The following is a 21,390-nucleotide window of genomic DNA, read 5'->3' as shown; positions in this document are numbered from 1 at the left end:
GCGCGGTGCGCTGACGCGAGTGGGCCGAACCCGGCGTCGGCGCGGTGCGCTGACGCGAGCGCGGCGGACCCGGCACGAGCGCGGGGCACACACGTGAGCGCGCCCCTCCGGAGACCCGCGCTCACGTCCCCGACCCGCGGTGACGTCAGCGCACCGCGCTGGCGACCACCCGGGAGAGCTCGGGCGAGGAGCGGTCAGGCGGAGGTGGGCTCGTACTGGCGGCGGTCGCCGACGACGCCCGCGAAACGGAACGGCGCGCCGGTCTCGCGAGGGCGGTCGGAGTCGTGGACGTCGGCCGACGCCGCGTCCTCGAGGAGCTGCAGGTAGCGGGCGTCGTCGACGACCGTCCGCGCATCGAGCTGCGCACGGTTCGCGTCGCTCCGCAGAGCCGAGCGGTAGCCCGGACGCACGATGCCGCTGAAGCACTCCGCGACCGCACCCGATCCGTAGCTGAGGAACGCGATGCGCCGACCAGCGAGGTCGTCGTCACCGTCGAGCAGCGCGAGCAGCGCGAGGTACACGGAGGCCGTGTAGCTGTTCCCGATCCGGCGGTTGTACCCGGTCGTCGGCTCGATCTGTGCGTCCAACTCCTCCTGGGTGCGCTCGGAGCCGAGCGACTTGGCCAGGTGACGGTGCGCCTTGATCGCCATCTTCGTGAACGGCTGGTGATAGCAGAAGTGATCGACCTCGGAGAAGTCCGCTCCGCCGCGCGACCGGTAGTCCGCCCAGGCCCCCTCGATCGCGTCCTGGTAGGCGGAGATGGACAGCTTGCCGTCGACGATCGCCGTCGCACTGTGGTTCGGGCGCCAGAAGTCCATGACGTCCTGCGTGTAGACGCCGGTCGCGGTCTCGAGCTCGAGGATGGCCGGATCGGCGGCCACGAGCATGGCGACGGCCCCGGCGCCCTGCGTCGGCTCGGCGTTGGAGTGCAGTTCGTACCGCGCGACGTCGCTCGCGATCACGAGCACGGTCTCCTCGGGGTTCCGCGCCACGAGCGCAGCCGCGAACTGCAGCGCCGCGGTGGCCGAGTAGCAGGCCTGCTTGAGCTCGACCACGCGGACCGCCTGCGGCAGACCGAGCAGCCGGTGCACGTAGACGCCCGCGGACTTCGACTGGTCGATCCCGGACTCGGTGGCGAACAAGACGGTCCGGAGCCGGTCGCTGCCGTGCCGTTCGATGATGGGCGCGGCAGCGGCGGCGGCCATCGTGACGATGTCCTCGTCGGCGGCAGGGACGCTCATCTCGCTCTGGCCGAGACCGACGTAGTACTTGGCGGGTTCGACACCGAAGCGCCCCGCGAGCTCGGCGAGGTCGATGCGGTTCGCCCCGGTCGCGAAGGCGATGTCGTCGATGCCGACGGCGGGGTTGCTGGTCTGGTTGGTGTTCACGTGCGGGGTGCTCCGTTCGAGCGTCGACGATGCACCGGTCCCCCGGTGCGGTGGGAGGGTCAGGCGGGCGCGCCGGCTGCGGTCTGTGCGCTGCGTTCGAGCTTCAGGTGGGCGGCCATGAGCTCACCGGGGTTGGTCTGCGCGGCGAGGAGTGACAGTTCGCCACACCAGACGGCGGCAGCACACAGGACGGCGAGTCGCCGGGCGTTGGCGCCGGGTTCACGGTCCTCGCGGCACCCGAGGCGGGTGAGGTTCTCCTCGACGAAGCCGAGCCCCTTGCCGTTGCCGACCGTGCCGACGATGAGGTTCGGCAGGGTGCAGGAGAAGTAGAGGTCGCCGTCGTGGACCTCGGCGTGCGTGACGCCCTGCGAGCCCTCGACGATGTTCGCCGCGTCCTGGCCGGTCGCCAGGTAGAACGCGAGCAGCATGTTGGCGTAGTGGGCGTTCGCGCTGCGCAGGCCACCGGCGAGGATCGTCCCGACGAGGTTCTTGCGCACGTTCAGCTGCACGATCTGCTCGGGCGTCGTGTGCAGGAACCGCTCGACGATCGCCCGCGGGATCGTCATCTCGGTGACGACGTTCTTGCCACGGCCCAGGATGCCGTTGACCGCGGTCGCCTTCTTGTCGGAGCAGAAGTTGCCGGAGATCGAGCCGTACCGGAGCATCGGCCAACGCTCCATGATGTACGGCATGAGGCGGTCCGCCGCGAGCGTGACCATGTTGTGACCGGACGCGTCACCCGTGCGGAACTCGAGGCGCAGGAAGAGCAGGTTGCCGGCGATCTGCGAGTTGATCTCGATGAGTTCTGCGAAGTGACTCGACTGGGCGACGACGGCCTGCAGCTCGGGCAGGCTGCGCTCGATCTCGCGGAGCGCCTGCAGGGCGTCGCCGGCGGAGTCGACCTCGAACAGGACGGAGCGGCTCATCCGCTCGTCGACGAGCGTCGCGCGGATGCCGCCGGGGACCATGGAGGAGATGCGGGCGCCCCGGCGCACCGACGGCCAGAGCGGGCTCTCGTACGTGGCGAGCGGGACCTCCTGCTCGCCCTCCATGACGTTGCCGCTCAGGTGGAGCGGACCGATCCACTTGAGTGGGACCGGTGCGACGCCGTCGGGTTCGTTGCTCATGCGTGGGGTTCCGTTCCGCCCCGGAGGACGTCGTGCTGCTCGGCGAAGGCACGAGCGTAGGTGGATCTGATGGATTCGACCGCGTCGTCGTCGGTACGGCTGATCTCCGACGGCCCCCACGGGCTGTGGGCGGCGTCGATGAGTCCGGTCGGCGGGTGCACCGTGAGCGGGAGCCGCTCGATGCCGTGCGCCGACCAGTCGTCCTCGAGGGCGGCGGTGGAGACGGACTGGCCGATGAACGCGATCCCGCAGTCGCCACCACCGGCACCGGAGGACTTGGCCGCCCCGCCGAGGCGCTCGGCGGCGTCGCAGAGCTGAGCAAGCGCGGCGGTCTCGATGTCGACACCGGCGTCGCGTCCGAGACCGGCGAGCGTCGCGCGCGCGGAGCGGACGGCACCGAGCACGAGGGCCGGGTCCTCGTCGTTCAAGCCGATCGTGAGGGCGTCGACGGCGGCGCGACTGGCCGCGAGGAACGAGGTGTAGTGGGCGGTCTCCGCCCATTTGCGGGACTGTAGTTCGTCGACGAGACGCGTGGTCGAGGCGGGCTCGCCGGTCCAGCCGACGAGGAGACGGAGCGAGGTCGGTGGCGACAGGCGCTCGAGCCCCAGCTCGGCCCAGGGGTCGCGGAGGGCGGCGAGCACCCCTTCTCGGTGGCGCACCTCCCTCAGCCGCGCCCGATCGGGCGAGGTGTAGCGGAGCCAGCCGCCGAACATGCTCGCCGCGAGGTCGCCCCCGGAGGCTGCCGGCGCGACGTCGATGGTGGCGAGGATCGCGAGCTTGAGCATCTGCGTCCGGGTGAGGTCGAGCTGGTAGAACTCGTCGAGGGCGCGGATGGTGGCGGTCGTCACGGCCGCGCTCGAGCCGAGGCCGAACTTCCGGCCGCTCGCGTCGTCGAGCTCACTGGTGATCGACAGCGCGGAGAACCGCTGCGCCACGCCGAGCTCGGCGACGAGGGTCTCCATCGTGCTCACGGCGGAGAGGACGTGGTCGAGCGGGCGTTCCTCGTGCTCGACGACGACCCCGTTGCGGTTGCGACGCCAGATGATGGGCGCTCGGCCGTACTGGTCGGAGAAGATGCGGCCCTCGTGCTCGCTCGCCTCGAGTCGGACGGTGACGCACCGGTCGACCGCGACGAGGATGGATGGGTGCCCTGGTTCGACGACGGCGTACTCGCCGGCCACGAAGAGCTTGCCGGGCGCCTTGATCTCGATCATCGCGCTCCTTCCGTTGTCTGCTCGCCCGCCGATCCGCCGGGCTCCGAGGTGATGAGCCTCGCGCCCCGTCCGGCTCTGGCGGGGATGACGCCGATGTCGGGCTGCGCCTCGAGGATCCGAGTCGCGAGCTCGTCGACCGCGTCGGCTCGACACAGGATCTTCACGTTCGGGCCGGCGTCCATCGTCGCATAGCATTCGAGGCCGTCGCCTCTGAGGTTTGCGACGAGATCGAGCAGTTCCACGCTCGCCGGTCCCCAATACCTGACCGGCGGCTCGGCGCCGAGCATCGTGGCGTGCATCCGCATCGCGTTCCGCTCGGCGATCGTGCCCACCGCGGTGAAGTCGGCGCGGGCGATCGCGGCGAGCATCTCCTCGAGTTCGACGGGGGTGCGTTCGACCCAGGCGGGGTAGTACGGGGAGGTGTCGACCGTGCGCCGCATGCCGTCGCGACTGGAGACCGACTTGGCCCGGGCGTCGAGGACGGTGAGGACCATGCCGAGCTCGAGTCCGGGCGCGGGCACCGCCTCGGCGAAGGAGCTCTCGTCGTCGTGCCCGGCGTGCCAGACGGCGATCCCGTCGAAGATCGAACGGGAAGCCGATCCCGAGCCACGGCGGGCCAGCCGGGAGAGGGCACGCCGATCGAGGTCGAGTCCGAACGCGGTCGATGCGGCGAGCGCCAGTGCAGCGAAGCCGGAGGCCGAGGAGGCGAGGCCGGCGCCCGTGGGGATCTCGTTGTGGGAGTCGACGGTGACGCGCTCGTCTCGGCCGGCGAGCGCGCGCACGAGGTCGATGAAGCGCGTGACGCGGGAGCGGGCGGTGCCCTCGAGGGCTCGACCGCCGAGGAGCACGACGTCGTCGGCTGCGTCCGTCAGTCGCACCGTCGTCGTCGTGGGCGCTGCGTCGAGGGTCAGTGAGAGGCTTCCGGTCCACGGGAGGATGAGCGCCTCGTCCCGCTTGCCCCAGTACTTGACGAGGGCGATGTTGGGGTTGGCGAGCGCGGTCGCACTGCCCTCCTCCGAGGCGGTCGTCGCGAGCTCTTGCGGGGTCAGGGTCACGCGTAGTCCTCCGCGTCGATCGTCCAGGTGCCGAGTGCTCCGGCCTCGAGGAGGGCTTGCGAGATGCGTCGGGCTGACGCGGGGTCTGCGGCGAGGGTGATGATGCATCCGCCCTGCCCGCCGCCCGTGAGCTTCGCGCCGAGGGCGCCGTTCGCCGCGGCGACCGCGATGAGCGCGGTGATGGCGGGGTGGCCGGCGCCGAGTTCGTCGAGGACCACCTGCGCCGCGTTCATGCGGGTCCCGAGGTCGTCGCGGCGGTCCGCGGCGAGGTCGGCGACGCCCGCCACGGTCCCGCGTTCGAGATCGGCCAGGAGCGCGTGACCACGCTCGGGGTGCAGCTCGACGAAGGCTCTGACGTCGGCGACCGCCTTCCGGGTCGACCCGCGCGCGCCGGTGTCGGCCACGACGAAGCTGCCGCCGAAGCGGATCGGCGGATGGTCGACCCGGCCGGCGGTGAAGAGGATGGGCGTCGAGGCGCTCGTGGCCCGGGCGTCGAGACCACTGGGCGTCCCGTGGGCGACGCGTTCGCCGCGCTGCACGAGCTCGAACCGGTCGGCGTCGTCGAGCGCCACGCCGTGGAGGTCGGCGACGGCGTCCACGATCGCGTTGGCTGCTGCGGCGCTCGAACCGAGGCCCCGTCCGATCGGGAGCGTCCCGCGGACGACGACCTCGACGCCGGCCGGGGCCGCACCGACGTGCGCGAGGGTCTCGAGGACGGTGGTCCCGAGCGGATCCGACGCGTCGAGCGGGCCGAGCGAGATCTCGGTGTCGAGGACCGAGGCCCCGTCGATGCGTCGGGCGGTCGCCTCGACCCGGAGCGACGGGATGGGCAGGGCGACGGCTGGAGACCCGTAGACGACGGCGTGCTCGCCGAGCAGGATCGCCTTGGCGTGCGCGAAGCCGCGACCGGTCGCAGCCGTGTGCTCTGTCGTCATCTCACCATTCTGGTCCGAAAAACATGCAGCTGGCTGCACATCGGTCGTCCGGTCGCGATCCGATTCACCACGGGCAGGCTCGTGAGCTGTCCCGCAGCGCATCCGGGCGCTGCACGATGGGCCGTCGACGGGAGCCGCCGGAGCGCTCACGGCGTGTCCCATGCGTACCGGAAACACCCAGCCTACGCCGAACGGCCCGGTTCGGCTCGTTACGGTTGAGTGGGCGGGACGGCCCGGTTAGGATCGGAACACCTCCATTCATGCAGACGACGGCCGCCGCACCCAGCGCCCGCGTCGACACGGACCCACCCTCCAGCGACGTAGATCCGGTCCCGTCATCTCACCGTCTCCGGGCCGTCCAGCGCCCGCATTCCGAGGGGTACCCCGTCGTGATCTCGTCTTCCGTCCCACCGCGCCCGCGCACCGCCGCACCATCGCCCCTGCCCGACCTCGTCGATCGCCAGACCGACAAGAGCGACTGCGGCGTTGGCTTCATCACCCGCAAGGACGGTGTGCAGAGCCACGACGTCATCGCACTCGGCGACACCGCCCTGTGCGCCATCCCCCACCGCGGCGGCATGTCCTCCGAGGGTGTCGGCGACGGAGCGGGCGTACAGATCGACCTCTCGGTCGACTTCTTCAGCTCTCTCGTCGGCAAGCCGCTCGTCGCCGGCCGGTTCGGCGTCGCGAACGTCTTCCTCCCGGTCGACCACGGTCGGATCGGCGACGCCGAGGCGCTCATCGAACGCTCGCTGGGCGAGGCCGGTTTCACCGTGCTGCTCGCTCGTGCCGTGCCGACGGTCGACGCCGTCCTGCGCCCGAAGGCCGTGCAGTACCAGCTGCCGATCCGGCAGTGGATCTTCGAGCCGTCGGTCGACGCCTCGACGGAGGACCTCGACCGGCGCGCGCACGCGGCCCTGCTCGCGATCGAGGCGACCGCTTACACGGACCTCACCCTCGACGGCCTGTACCCGCTGTCGCTCAGCACGCGCACCCAGGTCCTCAAGGGACGCCTCAACTCCGGCGAGGTCATCCCCTACTTCGCCGACCTGGCCGACCCGCTGCACCGGGTCAGGACCCTCGCCTTCCACACCCGGTTCTCGACGAACACCGCTCCCCACCCGTCGATGGCGCAGCCCTTCCGCCTCATGGCGCACAACGGCGAGCTCAACACCGACCGCAAGAACCGTCTGTCCGAGACGGCGCTGGCGGCGTCACGTGGCCGGAAGATCATCCGGGCCAGGGGCCAGTCGGACAGCTCGCGACTCGACCAGACGCTGCACAGCCGCGTCGTCGAGGACGGCCTCGAACTGCTCGAGGCGGTCGTGTCGGTCATGCCCCCGGCCTGGGAGAACGATCGCACGCTGAGCCGCGAGGTTCGGGCGATGCTCGAGTACTTCTCGCTCGTCGAGGAGAAGAACGACGGCCCGGCCGCGCTCATCTTCAACGACGGCACGACCGTCGGCGCCCGCCTCGACCGCCTCGGCTTGCGCCCGTTGCGCAGCGTCGAGACGGCGGACTACCTCTGCGTCACCTCCGAGGCCGGGCAGCTGCCGTTCCCGGACGACGAGGTGGTCCACCGCGGTCGCATCGAGGCCGGCGGCATGCTCGCCTACGACCACCGCACGGGCACGCGCCTCCGCACGGGCGAGGCGCTCGAGCTCCTCGCGGCGCGCAAGGACTACCTGGCGATGCTCGCCGCATCGGCCACCGACCTCGACGCGCTCGAGGACCGGGGTGTCCCGGTGTCGGCACCGACGGCCTCGGCGGACGACGCCTTCGCCTACCGCGGTGGCCTGAGCCAGGTGCAGCGCTACGTCGCGTACTCCCTCAACCAGGAGAGCTTCCGGTTCATGACGGACCCGATGCTCGCCTCGGGCAAGGAGCGGATCTCGGCGATGGGCTACGGCAACGCCATCAACGCCCTGTCCGACCAGGAGGGCGGCCTGGCGAAGTACTTCTCCCAGCGCTTCGCCCAGGTGACCAACCCGCCGCTCGACAGCATCCGTGAGGCGGACGGCATGACCCTCCGGGTCGCGCTCGGCCCGAAGCCCGGCAGCGGCACGATCGGAACGAAGCAGCTCGTCCTCCGATCCCCCATCGTCAGCGAAGACGAACTGCGGCGCCTCAGCGCTCAGCACGAGTCGCCGGTCGCGTGGTTCGACATCCTCTACCGGCCCGAGGTGGACGCGCAGGCGAACGCCGACGCGCTCGAGGCCGCCGTCGAGCGCGTGGCCGCGGAGGTCGCCGGGTTCGCCGCAGAGAACGGCGGCATCGCGATCCTCAGCGACCGCGGCGTCCACGCGGAGGGTGCCGCCCTGCCGCTCATCCTCGTCGTGGCGGCCGTCAACCAGCGACTCATCGACGACGGCCTCCGGCTCCGCGTGTCGCTCGTGGTCGACAGTGGCCAGCTGCCGTCCTCGCACCACGTCGCCTCAGCCCTCGGCTTCGGAGCGTCCGCGGTGCACCCGCTCGCGGTCCGTCTCCGTGCCGAACAGCAGCACCCCGACGACGTCGAGGCCGCGTTCCGCCGGTTCGCCTACGCCGCCGAGAAGTCGCTCCTGAAGACCATGGGCCGGGTCGGCCTCTGCACCGTCGAGAGCTACATCGGCGGCGAGTTCTTCGAGCCGAACTACCTCGACACGAGCGACCCCGTGCTCGCGCGCGCCTTCCCGCACCTCCGCGCCCCCGTCGGCGGCGTCGGGTTCGCCGGGATCGCCCGGACGGCGAGCGCCTGGCACCAGCGCGCCCTGACGACGTCGAGCGACGCGGACGTCCCGCTCCTCGGCCTGTTCAAGGAACGCGCCGAGGGCGCCGGTCACTCCTACGGGACGACCGCGGTCCGCGGCTTCGTCGACCTCACCGAGGAACCCGTCCAGCTGCCGCGAGCGGACACCACGGCCGTCGACCGCGACGGCGGCACGCTCGGTGACGACCCGCTGCGCCTCCACACCATCGGGAACCTCGAGGACGCGTTCGGGATCGACGACGACGCCTACCAGCACACCTCCTTCGATGCCCTCGACGACGACGAGATCGACGCCTTCACCATCACGCCCGGCTACCGCTCCTTCGTCCAGTCGATGACGACCGAGCGGCGCCGTCGCCCGGCGGCCCTTCGCGACGTGCTCGTGCTGCCCGAGGACATCACCCGGCTGACCACCCCGGAGGAGTTCGCTCGCGAGCTCGACCGGCTCGGCCCCGTCGGCAACTCCTCGATCGTCGTCCGCGGCCTGCGTGCGACGCGGACCGAGCAGGGACGGCACCGGCTGCAGCTCACGGGACCGCTCGCAGGCGACCTCACCCGGGTCTCGGCGCTTGGCGAGTACTACGTCCACCGCTTCGGCGGCGAGGTGACGGGGCACTGGATCTCCGGTGGCGACCTCATCGTGGAGGCGACAGGCTCGGCCGACGACTACTTCTCGATGCTCGTCGAGGGTGCCGAGAGCATCTCGACCGACCTCGTCCAGCCGGCGAGCGAGATCACCCGATCCCTCGCGTCCGGGGCGATGAGCCACGGCGCCCTCGTGGCGACCGCGCACGAGGCGGTCGCGCACGGCACCAACATGGTCGGCGGGATGTCGAACAGTGGCGAGGGCGGCGAACACCTGTCCCGCTACGGCACCATCCGCGGCTCGCGCATCAAGCAGTTCGCCTCCGGCCGCTTCGGCGTCTGGGCCGGCTACCTCGCCGACCCGATGCTGCAGGAGCTCGAGATCAAGATCGGCCAGGGCGCGAAGCCCGGCGAGGGCGGTCAGCTCCCGGCTCCCAAGGTGACGGTGGACATCGCCGCGGCCCGGGGTGGCACGCCCGGCATCGAGCTCGTCTCGCCGCCGCCGCACCACGACACGTACTCGATCGAGGACCTCGCGCAGCTCATCCACGACTGCAAGGCGGCACGGGTCCGCGTCGTCGTCAAGCTCGTCTCCTCCGAAGGCATCGGCACGATCGCCGTCGGCGTCGCCAAGGCCGGTGCCGACGTCATCAACGTGGCCGGCAACACCGGTGGTACCGGCGCAGCCGCCGTGACGAGCCTCAAGTACGCCGGACGCAGCGCCGAGATCGGCATCGCCGAGGTCCACCAGGCCCTCAGCGCGAACGGTCTGCGGTCGAAGGTCACCCTGCGCTGCTCCGGCGCACACCAGACCGGTCGCGACGTCGTCATCTCCGCCCTACTCGGCGGCGACAGCTTCGAGTTCGGGACCACCGCGCTCATGATGCTCAAGTGCGTCATGGCGAAGAACTGCAACGTGAAGTGCCCGGCTGGTCTCACGACCAACCCGGAGACCTTCGACGGCGACCCGCGCGCGCTCGCGCAGTACCTCCTGAACATCGCGCACGACGTCCGCGAGCGGCTCGCCATCCTCGGCCTCCGCTCGCTCCGCGAAGCCCGCGGTCGCACCGACCTCCTCCACCTCGTCGACCACCCGGCGGCCGTCGCGGACCTCGACCTGCGCGCCATGCTCGCGGTCGTCCCCGAGGTCGTCGTCACCGACCCCGTGTACCTGGAGAAGGACTTCACGCTCGACGACGCCCTCATCGAGCGGGTACGGGCAGGACTCTTCGACGACGGCCGGACGACGCTCGACCTGGGCGCCGAGGACGCCGACGGCGGGATCCGCCTCGGCAACCGCTGGCGTTCCGTGGGCGGGCAGCTCGCGATCGACCTCGAGCGCATCCTCAACCACGAGCTCGACGACGCCCAGGCGGCGGCGATCCCCTCCGTCGTCACCGACGACCGTGGCCACCGTTCGCTCGCCGCCGACACCGTGACCATCCGCACCGAGCACTCCGCGGGGCAGTCGTACGCGGCGTTCTGCGTCGACGGCCTGCACTGGCGGCACACCGGCACCTGCAACGACGGCGTCGGGAAGAGCGCCTCCGGTGGCACCATCGCGATCCTCTCCCCCGGCGGCGGCAGCTCGGAGGACGGCGGCAACGTCCTCATCGGCAACTTCGCGCTCTTCGGGGCGACCGGTGGCCGCACCTTCGTCCAGGGCGAGGCCGGCGACCGCTTCGCCGTCCGCAACTCGGGCGCCACCGCGGTCGTCGAGGGCGTCGGCGACTACGCCTGCGAATACATGACCAACGGCGCCGTGCTGAACCTCGGCGGCTTCGGGAGCGGCTTCGGCAACGGGATGAGCGGTGGCTTCGTCTACCAGTACGACCCGCGGAGCGAACTGCCGAGCAAGGTCAGCGCGGACTCCCTCCTCCTCGGATCGATCACCGAGGGCGAGCAGGCGGCGTTCCACGAGGCCGCCGTGCTCCTGCTGCTGGAGTGGCACGTCGAGGCGACCGGCTCGCCGCTCGCCTCCCGGTTGCTCGCCGAGTGGGACACGGCCAGGCACCAGTTCGTGTTCGGCATGCCGCGCGCGCTGCTGCTCTACCAGGACAGCGACGCGATCCTCGCGGCCAAGAGCCGCAAGGAACTCCTCGACGAGCTCGGCGCGGCCCTCGCGGCGCAGCAGCTCCGCACCTTCAAGCTCGACTACCGCGACCGCCGACCGGTCCGCGGCGGTCGCGCCCCCGGACTCGGCGAGCCCGCGGCGGACCCGCAGGACGTCTACGCGCTCCTCACGAGCTACACGGTGCTGAAGCTCGCCCAGGAGGTCGCGCTGTCCCGCACACCCGGCGTCGACGACCCGGCGCACCCGCTCGTGCAGGCGAGCGTCCGCACGCTCATCCTCACCGAGGACTTCTTCGTCATGCAGCGGGTGCAGCGGGCGGCTCGAGAGCTGCTTGAACGGTACGACGACGGGGCGCTCGCCGCCATGATCGCCGCGAAGCGACTCCACGACTACACGGAGGCCCTGCGCCTGCGGAACGTGCGGTCGATCGACCACCCGGGCACCACGGGGTGGATCATGCACCAGCACGCCAAGAACCGTGCCCGATCCGCAGCGACCGGTGGCACCGAAGCACTCCTTGCATCGGCCGCTCTGGCCGAACTGACCCTGGCGGGTTCCCGATGAGCGCGCCCGAACTGGAGGGGACGATGACCTCGACCCAGGCCCCGGCAGCCAGCACACCGAGCCCGGTGCTCTTCGAGGCGCTCGCCGCGCTCGGCAGCAGCGCCGACGACCCGTTCATCCCGGCGGACGCGCCGTTCAGCCCCGAGCAGCGGGTCTGGCTCGCCGGATTCCTGGCAGGGGTCCGCTCCAGCGCGATCGACGCCACCGACGCCGGTGGCCGCACGCCGCAGCTCGCCCTGCACGTGCTCGTCGGGACGCAGACGGGCACCGCGGAGGCCATCGCGGAAGATCTCGGCCGAGCCGCCTCCGGCTACGGCGTCGCGGTGACGACGATCGGACTCGACGACGTCGAGGTCGACCGGCTCCCGACGATGGGACACGTCGTCGTCATCACCTCCACGTACGGCGAGGGTGAGATGCCCGACAACGCCGAACTGTTCTGGGAGACGCTCCAGGCGAGCACCGCACCACGCCTCGACGGCCTGAAGTTCTCCGTGCTCGCGCTCGGCGACTCCGGATACGACGGGTTCTGCCACGCGGGCAAGCTCATCGACACGCGTCTGGAGCAGCTCGGCGCGGAACGCATCCTCGCCCGCGTGGACTGCGACGTCGACTACGAGGAGCCCGCCGCGGCGTGGACCACACAGGCCTTGTCGCTCTTCGGCGCCCTCGCCCCGACGGACGCCGATGCCGCACCCGCTCCCGCGCCGGCGGCCAAGCCGGCGAAGAAGCCCGGCCGCACGCGCTCACCGTGGACCCGCAAGACGCCGTACGGTGCCACCCTCGCCGTCAACCGCGTCCTGTCCGGGCCCGCCTCGTCGAAGGAGATCCGGCACTACGAGTTCGACCTGGGCGACAGCGGCATCGAGTACGCGGCCGGCGACGCCCTCGGCGTCATGCCGAGCAACGACCCGGCGCTCGTCGACGCCATCATCGCCGAACTGGACGCGACCGCGGACGAGTCGGTCGACGGCTCGACCCTGGCGGACCGGCTCACCCACGGGTTCGAGATCCGCACCCCGTCGAAGGACCTTGTGGCCGAACTCGCCGACCGCGCGCCGGACTCGGAGCTGGCGGGGATCCTCGCGCTCGCCCAGGCGGAGACGCTCGACTCCTGGTTGCGCGACCGCGACATCCTCGACCTCCTGCGCTCCACCGCGGTCCGGTTCGACGCCGCCGCGCTCCTCGACGTGCTGCGTCCGCTCCAGCACCGCGCGTACTCGATCTCGTCCAGTCCGCTGGCGGCCGACGGGCGCGTGCACCTCACCGTCGCGAGCGTCCGGTACGCGGTCGGCGACCGTCTGCACGGCGGCGTCGCGTCGACGCATCTCGCCGACCGGGTCGCGGAGGGTGCCACGAGCGGGATCTTCGTCTCCGCGAACGCGGGCTTCCGGGTGCCGTCGGACGACGATGCGCCGCTCATCATGGTCGGCCCGGGAACCGGGATCGCGCCGTTCCGCTCGTTCCTCCAGGAGCGCCGCGAGCGCGGGGCCGCTGGTCGGAACTGGCTGTTCTTCGGCGACCAGCACCGGGCGCACGACTTCATCTACGAGGACGAACTCGGCGAGCTGCTCACCGGAGGGGTGCTTGATCGTCTGGACCTCGCGTTCTCCCGCGACCAGCGCGAGAAGGTGTACGTCCAGACCCGGATGCGCGAGAACGGCAAGGAGCTCTACGCCTGGCTCGAGGAGGGCGGCCACTTCGCCGTCTGCGGTGACGCCTCACGGATGGCGAAGGACGTCGACCAGGCGCTGCACGAGCTCATCGCCGAACACGGCGGGCGTTCGACGGAGGCCGCAGCCGAGTACGTGCACACGCTGAAGCGCGAGAAGCGCTACATCCGCGACGTGTACTGAGGCGCACCTCGACCGGTCCCTGGGCCTGTCGAAGGGCGCACCTCGACAGGCTCGGCGACCGGTCATCGGTCCCTGAGCCCAGCCCTCGGCCCCTGAGCCCGGCCCTCGGTCCCTGAGCCCAACCACCGGTCCCTGAGCTTGTCGAAGGGCGGTCAGGCGTTCTCGGCGCCGAGCAACGCCGCGGCGGCCCGTGCCTCGTACACGACGTCGTCGAGGTCGTCGCCCGCGACGTTGACGTGGCCGACCTTGCGCCCGGGGCGGGGGTCCTTGCCGTAGTTGTGCACCTTCGCCAGCGGGTGCGCACCGAGGACCTGCGGGTAGCGGTCGTCGAGCGTCCCCTCGGCCGGCCCGCCGAGCACGTTCACCATGACGGTCCAATCGCGGTGGCAGCCCGTCCAGCCGAGGGGAAGGTCGAGGACGGCGCGCAGGTGCTGCTCGAACTGGCTGGTGACGCTGCCGTCCTGCGTCCAGTGCCCGCTGTTGTGCGGACGCATGGCGAGTTCGTTGATGAGCAGGCGGTCGTCGTCGGTCTCGAAGAGTTCGACGGCCAGGACGCCCGTCACCCCGAGCGCGGTCGCGACGGTCACGGCGATCTCCTCCGCGGTGTCGGCGAGCCGGCCCGCCGAGCCGGGCGCCGGAGCGATGACCTCGCTGCACACCCCGCCGAGCTGCACGGTCTCGACGACGCGCCACGGCACCACCTCGCCGGACGGGCGCCGGGCGACGAGCTGGGCGAGCTCGCGCCGGAACGACACCAGCTCCTCGACGAGCAGTGCTCCGCCGTTGGCGTCCTCGGAGAGCGCCGTGAACCAGTCGTCGACCTCGTTCGGTCCGTGGACGACACGGACGCCCTTGCCGTCGTAGCCACCACGCGGCGTCTTCACGACGCCCTTCCCGCCGTGCTCGGCGAGGAAGGCCGCGAGCTCCTCCTGATCGTGCACGCGCGCCCAGTCGGGGACCGGCAGTCCGAGCTCCGTCAGGCGTTCGCGCATGAGCAGTTTGTCCTGGGCGACGGCGAGCGCGTCCGGTCCCGGGTGCACCTGTACACCGGCGTCGACGAGTGCCCGCAGGACGTGCTGCGGCACGTGCTCGTGGTCGAAGGTGATGACGTCGACCGTCTCGGCGAAGGCGAGCACGGTGTCCGCGTCGCGGTAGTCGCCCACCTCGACGGTGGCGAGTCGGGCGGACATGCCCTCCTGCTCGGCGAGCACCCGGATGTCGAGTCCGAGGTTCACGGCCGCGGGCACCATCATCCTGGCCAGCTGACCGCCGCCGATCACTCCGACGCGAATGCTCATGGGTTCACTCCAGCTCTCCGGCGACCGGCCGGCGGGTCTCGTTTCAGCAGGCGGGACGGGCGGATCCGGAGGCGGATCGGCGGGTGCCCCGACTCGAACATCGTACCGGCCGGGCGGGCCGGTCACCGGTCAGCGTCGGACCGGTGGCTGCTGCGTCGGAGCCGGTGCTGCCGGGTACGGCGCGGCGATGCTCTGGTTCTCCGCGACGAGCTCGTGCAAGGCGTTCTGGACGAGGACCGCACCGGGCACGTCCCGCAGGACGACCGGTACCTCGCCACCGCTCGTCACCCGGACGTTGCCGCTGCCGAAGGCGCTCTGCACCCAACTCTTGTGCACCGTGATGCCGTAGCCACGGGCGTGGTAGAGCTCCTGGCGCGTCCGCACGAAGAACCCGCGACGGACGATCAGTCGGCGGGTCGTGATCACGTAACGGACCGACAGCCAGGCGATGAACGGCAGGACGCAGGCGACCAGCACGATCACCCCGCCGCCGATGAGGACGGCCCAGTTCTGCCACTCGAGGTCGAACGAGCCGAAGAAGTACGCACCGGCGCCGCTCACCGCGATGAGCAGGAGCGCGGGGAGCAGGAGCCGCCGGGCATGCGGACGCAGGCGTGCGACCACACGTTCGGTCGCCGCCGCGGGAGGAGCCGGCCTGCCCGGCCCCGTCATACCGGGATCAGCCATACTCCCATTCTTAGCAGTCGCGGCAACCCGCCGCCTGCTCCCACCCCGCCCGTCGGCGATCCCGAGCATCCGTGCATCGGCCGCCCGGCTAGCATGAAGGCGTGAAACCGGCCGACAGCACCGCACCGACGGCACAGCACCCCGGCGTGGTCGGGTCGTTCCTCGAGGGGATCGGCATCCTCTTCGGCGGGTTCCGCCTCTGGGGTACCTCGCCGAAGCGCATGCTGCTCGGCATGATCCCCGCCGCGATCGTGGGCGTCGTGTTCATCGCGTTGCTCGTCGTCCTCGGCGTCAACGCCGCCACGATCGTCGACTGGGCGACACCGTTCGCCGACACCTGGGACGAGCCGTACCGCTCGTCCATCAGGGTGGCCGCCGCGGTCGCGTTGGTGGCCGTGGCCGTCGTGGTGATGCTGTACGCCTACGCCGCAGCGACGCTCCTCGTCGGCGACCCCTTCTACGAGCGGATCTGGGCCGACGTCGAACGCACCCTCGGCGACGCTCCTCCGGAGTCGGGTGAGTCCGCGTGGCGCGGCCTCCTCACCGGTGTCACCCGGGCACTCGGCCTGCTCCTGCTCACCATCCCGACGGCGGCCGTCCTCTTCCTCCTCGGCTTCGTCCCGGTGATCGGCCAGACGGTGGTCCCGGTGCTCGGGCTCGCCGTGAGCGGGTGGTTCCTCGCCCTCGAACTGACGGGCTACGCGTTCGACGCGAGGGGGTTGTCGTTGCGGGACCGCCGCCGGACCCTCGCCAGGCGACGCGCCCGCACCCTGGGCTTCGGGATGACGGTCGCGGTCCTCTTCCTCGTGCCGGTCCTGTCCGTGCTGGTCATGCCGGCCGCCGTCTCCGGCGCGACGGTGCTCGCACGCCGGTCCCTCACCGAACAGGCGGGGACGCTCAGCGCACGTGCGTGACGTCGCCGGCCGCCACCGCGACCGGCGCACCGCCGTCGGTCGGTCGGACGACGAGCCGCCCGTCCGCGTCGATCCGCTCGGCCGTGCCGGTCAGGACGTCGCCGCCGGGGAGTTCCACCCGCACCGAGCTGTCCAACGTCACGCATCGCTCGGTGACCGCTGCTCGGAGCCCGCTGGCCTCGGCGTCACCGGACGCCTCCAGGTAGGCGTCGTACAGGGTGCCGAAGGCGCGCAGGTAACCGACGAGGACGGTGTCCGGGTCCGGATCGGCGAGGCCGGCGAGCGCGAGCGAGGTTGACCGGTCGGTCGGCAGTTCCTCGGCACGCTGGCGGAGGTTGACACCGGTCCCGAGGATCACCGCGTCCCCGCTCGGCAGCAGCTCGGCGAGGATGCCGGACACCTTGCGACCGCCGATGAGCACGTCGTTCGGCCACTTCACGTCGGCGGCCACCCCGAGCTCCCGGAGCGACTCCGCGAGCGCCGCGCCCGCGAGGAGTGGGAGCCAGCCGTAGGCCTGCAGCGGGAGCGGACCACCCGACGGAGTGACCGGCCGGAGCAGGACCGACACGGCGAGTGATGTGCCGGGTGGCACCGTCCACACCCGACCGAGGCGACCGCGTCCCCCGCGCTGGTCGTCGGTGAGGACCACCGAGCGGTCGGGCCACGCGTCGCCGCCGTCCTCGCGCACGCGTCGGGCGAGTTCGTCGTTGGTGGAGCCGGCGTGGGCGAGGATCTCGAGGCGTGGCACGAGGGCGGCGGTGAGGGGCAGATCCATGGCACAACCCTACTGAGGCCGGTCGTCGGCGCCCGCGTCGCCCACCGGCACGCTTGGACGATGCCGACAACGGATCGGCGCGCCACTTGTACCCGATCGTCAACGGGTCGGCCGGGGGACCACCGGGTAAGGTGAAAGCGTGACCGACGAAACCACCTCCGGCCCTGACCTCTACACGACGGCCGGGAAGCTCGCCGACCTCAAGAACCGCTATCACGAGGCCGTGACGGCGAGCGGCGAAGCCGCCATCGAGAAGCAGCACAAGAAGGGCAAGCTCACCGCGCGGGAGCGCATCGCGCAGCTGCTCGACCACGGCAGCTTCGTCGAACTCGACGAGTTCGTGCGGCACCGCACGACCGCCTTCGGCATGGACCGCTCTCGGCCGTACGGCGATGCCGTCGTCACCGGCACCGGCACCATCCACGGCCGCCAGGTCGCCGTGTACTCGCAGGACTTCACCATCTTCGGCGGTTCGCTCGGCGAGGTCGCCGGCGACAAGATCATCAAGATCATGGACCTCGCGTTGAAGACGGGCGTCCCGATCATCGGCATGCTCGACTCCGGCGGCGCGCGCATCCAGGAGGGCGTCGTCGCGCTGGGTAAGTACGGCGAGATCTTCCGACGCAACACGCAGGCCTCCGGGGTCATCCCGCAGATCTCCATCATCATGGGTCCGGCGGCCGGCGGCGCCGTCTACTCCCCCGCACTCACCGACTTCGTCATCATGGTCGACAAGACCAGCCAGATGTTTGTCACGGGCCCCGACGTCATCAAGACCGTCACGGGCGAGGACGTCGGCATGGAGGAGCTCGGCGGCGGGTACACGCACAACACCCGCTCGGGCGTCGCGCACTACCTCGCGAGCGACGAGCCGGACGCCCTCGACTACGCCCGCACCCTTGTCGGCTTCCTGCCCGACAACAACCTGTCCGAGGCCACGGTCTTCGACGTCGAGGTGGAGCTGGAGACGACGGACGAGGACCGCCGACTCAACACCCTCATCCCCGACTCGCCGAACCAGCCCTACGACGTGAAGACCGTCATCGAGCATGTCGTCGACGACGCCGACTTCCTCGAGGTCCAGCCGCTCTTCGCGCCGAACATCGTCATCGGTTTCGCGCGCGTCGAGGGACGGTCGGTCGGTGTCATCGCCAACCAGCCCTCCCAGATGGCCGGGACGCTGAACATCGAAGCGGGCGAGAAAGCGAGTCGGTTCGTCCGGTTCTGCGACGCGTTCAGCATCCCGATCCTCACCCTGGTCGACGTCCCCGGCTACCTGCCCGGCACCGACCAGGAGTGGACCGGCGTCATCCGCCGCGGCGCGAAGCTCCTCTACGCCTACGCCGAGGCCACGGTGCCCCTGGTCACCGTCATCCTGCGCAAGGCCTACGGCGGCGCCTACATCGTCATGGGTTCGAAGCAGCTCGGGGCCGACATCAACCTCGCCTGGCCCACGGCCGAGATCGCGGTCATGGGCGGGCAGGGTGCCGTCAACATCCTGTACCGCGGCGAGATCAAGCGGGCCGAGGAAGCCGGCGAGGACGTCGCCGCCGTGCGCACGCGCCTCGCGAACGAGTACACCTACAACGTCGCGAGCCCGTTCCTCGCCGCCGAGCGCGGCGAGCTGGACGGCGTCATCGAACCGGCGGCCACGCGGGTCTCGGTCATCAAGGCGCTCCGCGCGCTCCGGACGAAGCGTGCGAGCCTGCCCGCCAAGAAGCACGGGAACATCCCGCTGTGAGCACCGGCGCCGAGCCGAACACGACCGAGCCGTCGTCGATCGATCTCCGGATCGAGCGCGGTACCCCGACCGACGAGGAACTCGCGGCGCTCACCGCTGTGCTGAGCGTCGCGATCGCCGAACAGGCGCTGCGTGACGCCGACACCGCCCCGGCACCCCGCGTCCCGTCGACGTGGGAGCGGACGAGGCGGAACCTCCGCACAGGGATCACCGTGGGCCCAGGACACTGGCGCGCGTTCACGGGCTGAGCCGTCTCGAGGGAGGACTCACGCCGGTTGCCCCTCGCGGCGCGCGGTGCTGTCCCCCATTCGTGTCCTCCATAGTGCCGACTGTCGGGGGTACCCCTGATGGAGGATCATCATTCTCGAAAGTTGCGTCTCATCGAGACCACTTCACCAGCTCCTGCTCCATCTAGGGTAAGCGGGCAGGAGTTCGGGGGCGGGTCAGAGCGGTATTCGGGTTACCGCTCTGACCCACGAACGTCACGGAGGGCCAGCATCGGGTGCTGGCCCTCCTTTCGTTCGTTCGAGACCCGGCACGCCGACAGGCTCAGCGACCGGGAGAAGTCCACTCGGACGCGTTCCGGTCCCTGAGCTTGTCGAAGGGCCCACGAGGAAGTTCCCGCTTCGAGGAAGCTCCCGCTTCGATGACCCTCTCCGGCCCTCCGAGTGACCCCCTCCGGTCCCTGAGCTTGTCGAAGGGCACACGAGCAGCTTCCCGCTCCACTGACCCTCTCCCGGTCCCTGAGCAACCCCATCCAGCCTCTGAGCCTGTCGAGGGCACACGAGGAACCTCTCGCCCTGGTGACCCTCCTCCGGTCCCTGAGCCTGTCGAAGGGCCCACGGAGAACCCCGCCAATCCGGCATGCCTCCTCCGGTCCCTGAGCCTGTCGAAGGGCACACGAGCAACTTCCACAGCCGTCCCGACTCAGCATCTGGAATGTCAGTGGTCCGTGGTGGACTGGTTCCATGACCGAGACCACCTCCGCCGCGATCCGCGTGGGCGACGAGTGCGCCGCGCGCCTCGCGGAGTTCTCGGACCACTACGCGGACATCCAGCGTCGGCGTGCTGCTCTGGACGCCGAGGAGGCTCGGCTGCTCGCCCGGTCTGCCGCCTACGCGGACGCCTTCGCCGACGCCACGGTTCCGGCGATCTTCCCGCCCGCGGAACGGCAGGCGCTCTCCCGCCGGTCGACCTGTATGGCGCTCGCGATGGCGACCCGCACGCCCGAGCGGACCGTGCAGCGGGCGACGAACGACGCCGAGCGCCTTGTGAATGATGCTCCGGCCGTGCTCGAGTCGCTCGAGGCGGGCCGCATCTCAGCGCGGCACGCGCAGACGATCATCGACCAACTCAGTGACGTGCCGACCGCGGGGCGGGCGGCGTTCCTCGCTGAGGTACTACAGGTCGCGGAGGAGACGACCAACGCGAACCTCCGCAGGCGCGCCCGCATCCTGCGCGAGCGACTCCACCCCGAGTCCATCACCGCCCGAGCGGTCCGCTCCGAGGCCGACCGCCGGGTCGAGTTCGAACCGGCCGCCGACGGCATGGCGTGGGTGCACCTGTTCACCACGGCGCCGATCGCCCAGGGGCTCATCGAGCGCGTCGAGGCCGCGGCAGCAGAGTCGCGCGCAGCTGGCGACACCCGCACCTGCGCCCAGCTGCAGGCAGATGCCCTGGCGGCGCTCGCGCTCACCGGCGTGACCCCGGAAGACGTCATGTCGAGCCCGGTCCTTCCCCACCCGATCGAGGTGCAGGAGCACATCAAGCCGACCGTCCAGATCACGGTCCCGGCGCTCACGATGGCCGGTGTGAGCGATGCCCCGGCGACGCTCGACGGCTACGGACCCATCGACCCGGAGACCGCCGCACGTATCGCCGTGAACGCACCAAGCTTCACCCGGATCCTCGTCCAACCGGAAACCGGCGCGGTCCTTTCCGTCGGCCGCAATCAGTACCGGGTTCCGGCTGACCTGCAACGCGCGGTCCGCCTGCGAGACGGCACCTGTCGGGCACCGGGCTGCGGCAGACGAGCCCGGGCCTGCGATCTCGACCATTCGGTCGCGTGGGAAGACGGTGGGACCACGGATGTGGGGAACCTTGCCTGCCTGTGCCGACATCATCACCTGATGAAGCACCTAGCCGGGTGGAACCTCGAACACGGAGCCGGCGGCGTCCTCGACTGGACGACACCCGACGGGAAACACCACCGGACCGAACGGGACCCTGCACCGTTCTGACCAGTTCCGGTCCCTGAGCTGTGCCGCACTTCGACAAGCTCAGTGACCGGAGGAGCTTCACCGGGAACGCCTCGGTCCCTGAGCCTGCCGAAGGGTTCTTCGTGGGCACTTCGACAAGCTCAGTGACCGGGAAAGGTGTGCCCGGAACGATGAGGAGTCCTCGTGGGCACTTCGACAAGCTCAGTGAC

General features: G+C 70.9%; 14 protein-coding genes. 6 read left to right on the top strand and 8 right to left on the bottom strand.

Translation table 11 applies throughout. From position 1 onward, the window contains the following. Nucleotides 1-194: 194 nt before the first annotated feature. From IFU11_RS06460 to mvk, 5 genes are read right to left on the bottom strand one after another with little or no spacing between them, the layout of a single operon-like run. Nucleotides 195-1,388, bottom strand: coding sequence for a hydroxymethylglutaryl-CoA synthase (locus tag IFU11_RS06460; RefSeq protein WP_192018498.1), 1,194 nt, complete (start codon nucleotides 1,386-1,388; stop codon nucleotides 195-197). A gap of 59 nt (nucleotides 1,389-1,447) precedes the next feature. Beyond that, nucleotides 1,448-2,515 (bottom strand): hydroxymethylglutaryl-CoA reductase, encoded by a 1,068-nt coding sequence (locus tag IFU11_RS06455; RefSeq protein ID WP_079002857.1) that lies wholly within the window; start codon nucleotides 2,513-2,515, stop codon nucleotides 1,448-1,450. Continuing rightward, a complete protein-coding gene (locus IFU11_RS06450; RefSeq protein ID WP_071262515.1) occupies nucleotides 2,512-3,729 on the bottom strand; it encodes a phosphomevalonate kinase in 1,218 nt (405 codons plus the stop codon). The genes IFU11_RS06455 and IFU11_RS06450 overlap by 4 nt, the downstream gene beginning before the upstream one ends. Then, nucleotides 3,726-4,784 carry a diphosphomevalonate decarboxylase gene (gene mvaD, locus IFU11_RS06445; RefSeq protein WP_371742730.1) on the bottom strand — a complete coding sequence of 353 codons (1,059 nt, stop codon included), beginning with the start codon at nucleotides 4,782-4,784 and terminating at the stop codon, nucleotides 3,726-3,728. The genes IFU11_RS06450 and mvaD overlap by 4 nt, the downstream gene beginning before the upstream one ends. Continuing rightward, the gene (gene mvk, locus IFU11_RS06440; protein WP_192018496.1) at nucleotides 4,781-5,719 is read right to left on the bottom strand and encodes a mevalonate kinase; all 939 of its coding nucleotides are present in this window, start codon (nucleotides 5,717-5,719) and stop codon (nucleotides 4,781-4,783) included. The genes mvaD and mvk overlap by 4 nt, the downstream gene beginning before the upstream one ends. A gap of 389 nt (nucleotides 5,720-6,108) precedes the next feature. On the opposite strand from mvk, the gene IFU11_RS06435 reads away from it, so the two are divergent. Continuing rightward, nucleotides 6,109-11,691: a glutamate synthase-related protein gene (locus IFU11_RS06435; protein ID WP_371742729.1), complete on the top strand. Its 5,583-nt coding sequence runs from the start codon at nucleotides 6,109-6,111 to the stop codon at nucleotides 11,689-11,691. Nucleotides 11,692-11,714: 23 nt separating this feature from the next. Further along, complete coding sequence (locus IFU11_RS06430) at nucleotides 11,715-13,547, top strand: sulfite reductase subunit alpha (RefSeq protein WP_192018494.1); 1,833 nt, start codon at nucleotides 11,715-11,717, stop codon at nucleotides 13,545-13,547. A gap of 152 nt (nucleotides 13,548-13,699) precedes the next feature. On the opposite strand, the gene IFU11_RS06425 is transcribed toward IFU11_RS06430, so the two are convergent. Beyond that, nucleotides 13,700-14,845, bottom strand: a complete 1,146-nt coding sequence (locus IFU11_RS06425) for a 5-(carboxyamino)imidazole ribonucleotide synthase (RefSeq protein ID WP_064295173.1) — start codon at nucleotides 14,843-14,845, stop codon at nucleotides 13,700-13,702. Between the two features lie 129 nt (nucleotides 14,846-14,974). Next, the gene (locus tag IFU11_RS06420) at nucleotides 14,975-15,532 is read right to left on the bottom strand and encodes a PH domain-containing protein (RefSeq protein ID WP_161578613.1); all 558 of its coding nucleotides are present in this window, start codon (nucleotides 15,530-15,532) and stop codon (nucleotides 14,975-14,977) included. 101 nt (nucleotides 15,533-15,633) lie between these two features. Between IFU11_RS06420 and IFU11_RS06415 the strand changes: the two genes are divergently transcribed. Continuing rightward, nucleotides 15,634-16,446: an EI24 domain-containing protein gene (locus IFU11_RS06415; protein ID WP_137243412.1), complete on the top strand. Its 813-nt coding sequence runs from the start codon at nucleotides 15,634-15,636 to the stop codon at nucleotides 16,444-16,446. On the opposite strand, the gene IFU11_RS06410 is transcribed toward IFU11_RS06415, so the two are convergent. Continuing rightward, nucleotides 16,430-17,221 carry a biotin--[acetyl-CoA-carboxylase] ligase gene (locus IFU11_RS06410; RefSeq protein ID WP_192018493.1) on the bottom strand — a complete coding sequence of 264 codons (792 nt, stop codon included), beginning with the start codon at nucleotides 17,219-17,221 and terminating at the stop codon, nucleotides 16,430-16,432. The genes IFU11_RS06415 and IFU11_RS06410 overlap by 17 nt on opposite strands. 139 nt (nucleotides 17,222-17,360) lie before the next feature. Here IFU11_RS06410 and IFU11_RS06405 point away from each other — a divergent pair, with 139 nt between their 5' ends. The 3 genes from IFU11_RS06405 to IFU11_RS06395 all read left to right on the top strand — a co-directional run bounded on the left by IFU11_RS06405 (nucleotide 17,361) and on the right by IFU11_RS06395 (nucleotide 21,202). Then, nucleotides 17,361-18,962, top strand: coding sequence for an acyl-CoA carboxylase subunit beta (locus IFU11_RS06405; protein ID WP_137243414.1), 1,602 nt, complete (start codon nucleotides 17,361-17,363; stop codon nucleotides 18,960-18,962). Continuing rightward, complete coding sequence (locus IFU11_RS06400) at nucleotides 18,959-19,210, top strand: acyl-CoA carboxylase subunit epsilon (RefSeq protein ID WP_124769700.1); 252 nt, start codon at nucleotides 18,959-18,961, stop codon at nucleotides 19,208-19,210. The genes IFU11_RS06405 and IFU11_RS06400 overlap by 4 nt, the downstream gene beginning before the upstream one ends. A 720-nt stretch (nucleotides 19,211-19,930) precedes the next feature. Then, entirely contained in the window at nucleotides 19,931-21,202 is a 1,272-nt protein-coding gene (locus tag IFU11_RS06395; RefSeq protein ID WP_192018492.1) for an HNH endonuclease signature motif containing protein, read from the top strand. Nucleotides 21,203-21,390: the final 188 nt, after the last annotated feature.

Source organism: Plantibacter sp. CFBP 8804, assembly GCF_014841225.1.
Classification (GTDB): domain Bacteria; phylum Actinomycetota; class Actinomycetes; order Actinomycetales; family Microbacteriaceae; genus Plantibacter; species Plantibacter auratus.
Note: the sequence above shows the minus strand (reverse complement) of the source record. Positions and strands in the feature narration are given on the sequence as shown.

What these genes read in the sequence shown, in the direction of transcription:
- mvk (WP_192018496.1), bottom strand. Translation starts at nt 5,719, where the DNA reads ATGACGACAGAGCACACGGCTGCGACCGGTCGCGGCTTCGCGCACGCC.
- IFU11_RS06450 (WP_071262515.1), bottom strand. Translation starts at nt 3,729, where the DNA reads ATGATCGAGATCAAGGCGCCCGGCAAGCTCTTCGTGGCCGGCGAGTAC.
- IFU11_RS06410 (WP_192018493.1), bottom strand. Translation starts at nt 17,221, where the DNA reads ATGGATCTGCCCCTCACCGCCGCCCTCGTGCCACGCCTCGAGATCCTC.
- IFU11_RS06420 (WP_161578613.1), bottom strand. Translation starts at nt 15,532, where the DNA reads ATGGCTGATCCCGGTATGACGGGGCCGGGCAGGCCGGCTCCTCCCGCG.
- IFU11_RS06455 (WP_079002857.1), bottom strand. Translation starts at nt 2,515, where the DNA reads ATGAGCAACGAACCCGACGGCGTCGCACCGGTCCCACTCAAGTGGATC.
- IFU11_RS06425 (WP_064295173.1), bottom strand. Translation starts at nt 14,845, where the DNA reads ATGAGCATTCGCGTCGGAGTGATCGGCGGCGGTCAGCTGGCCAGGATG.
- IFU11_RS06395 (WP_192018492.1), top strand. Translation starts at nt 19,931, where the DNA reads ATGACCGAGACCACCTCCGCCGCGATCCGCGTGGGCGACGAGTGCGCC.
- IFU11_RS06430 (WP_192018494.1), top strand. Translation starts at nt 11,715, where the DNA reads ATGACCTCGACCCAGGCCCCGGCAGCCAGCACACCGAGCCCGGTGCTC.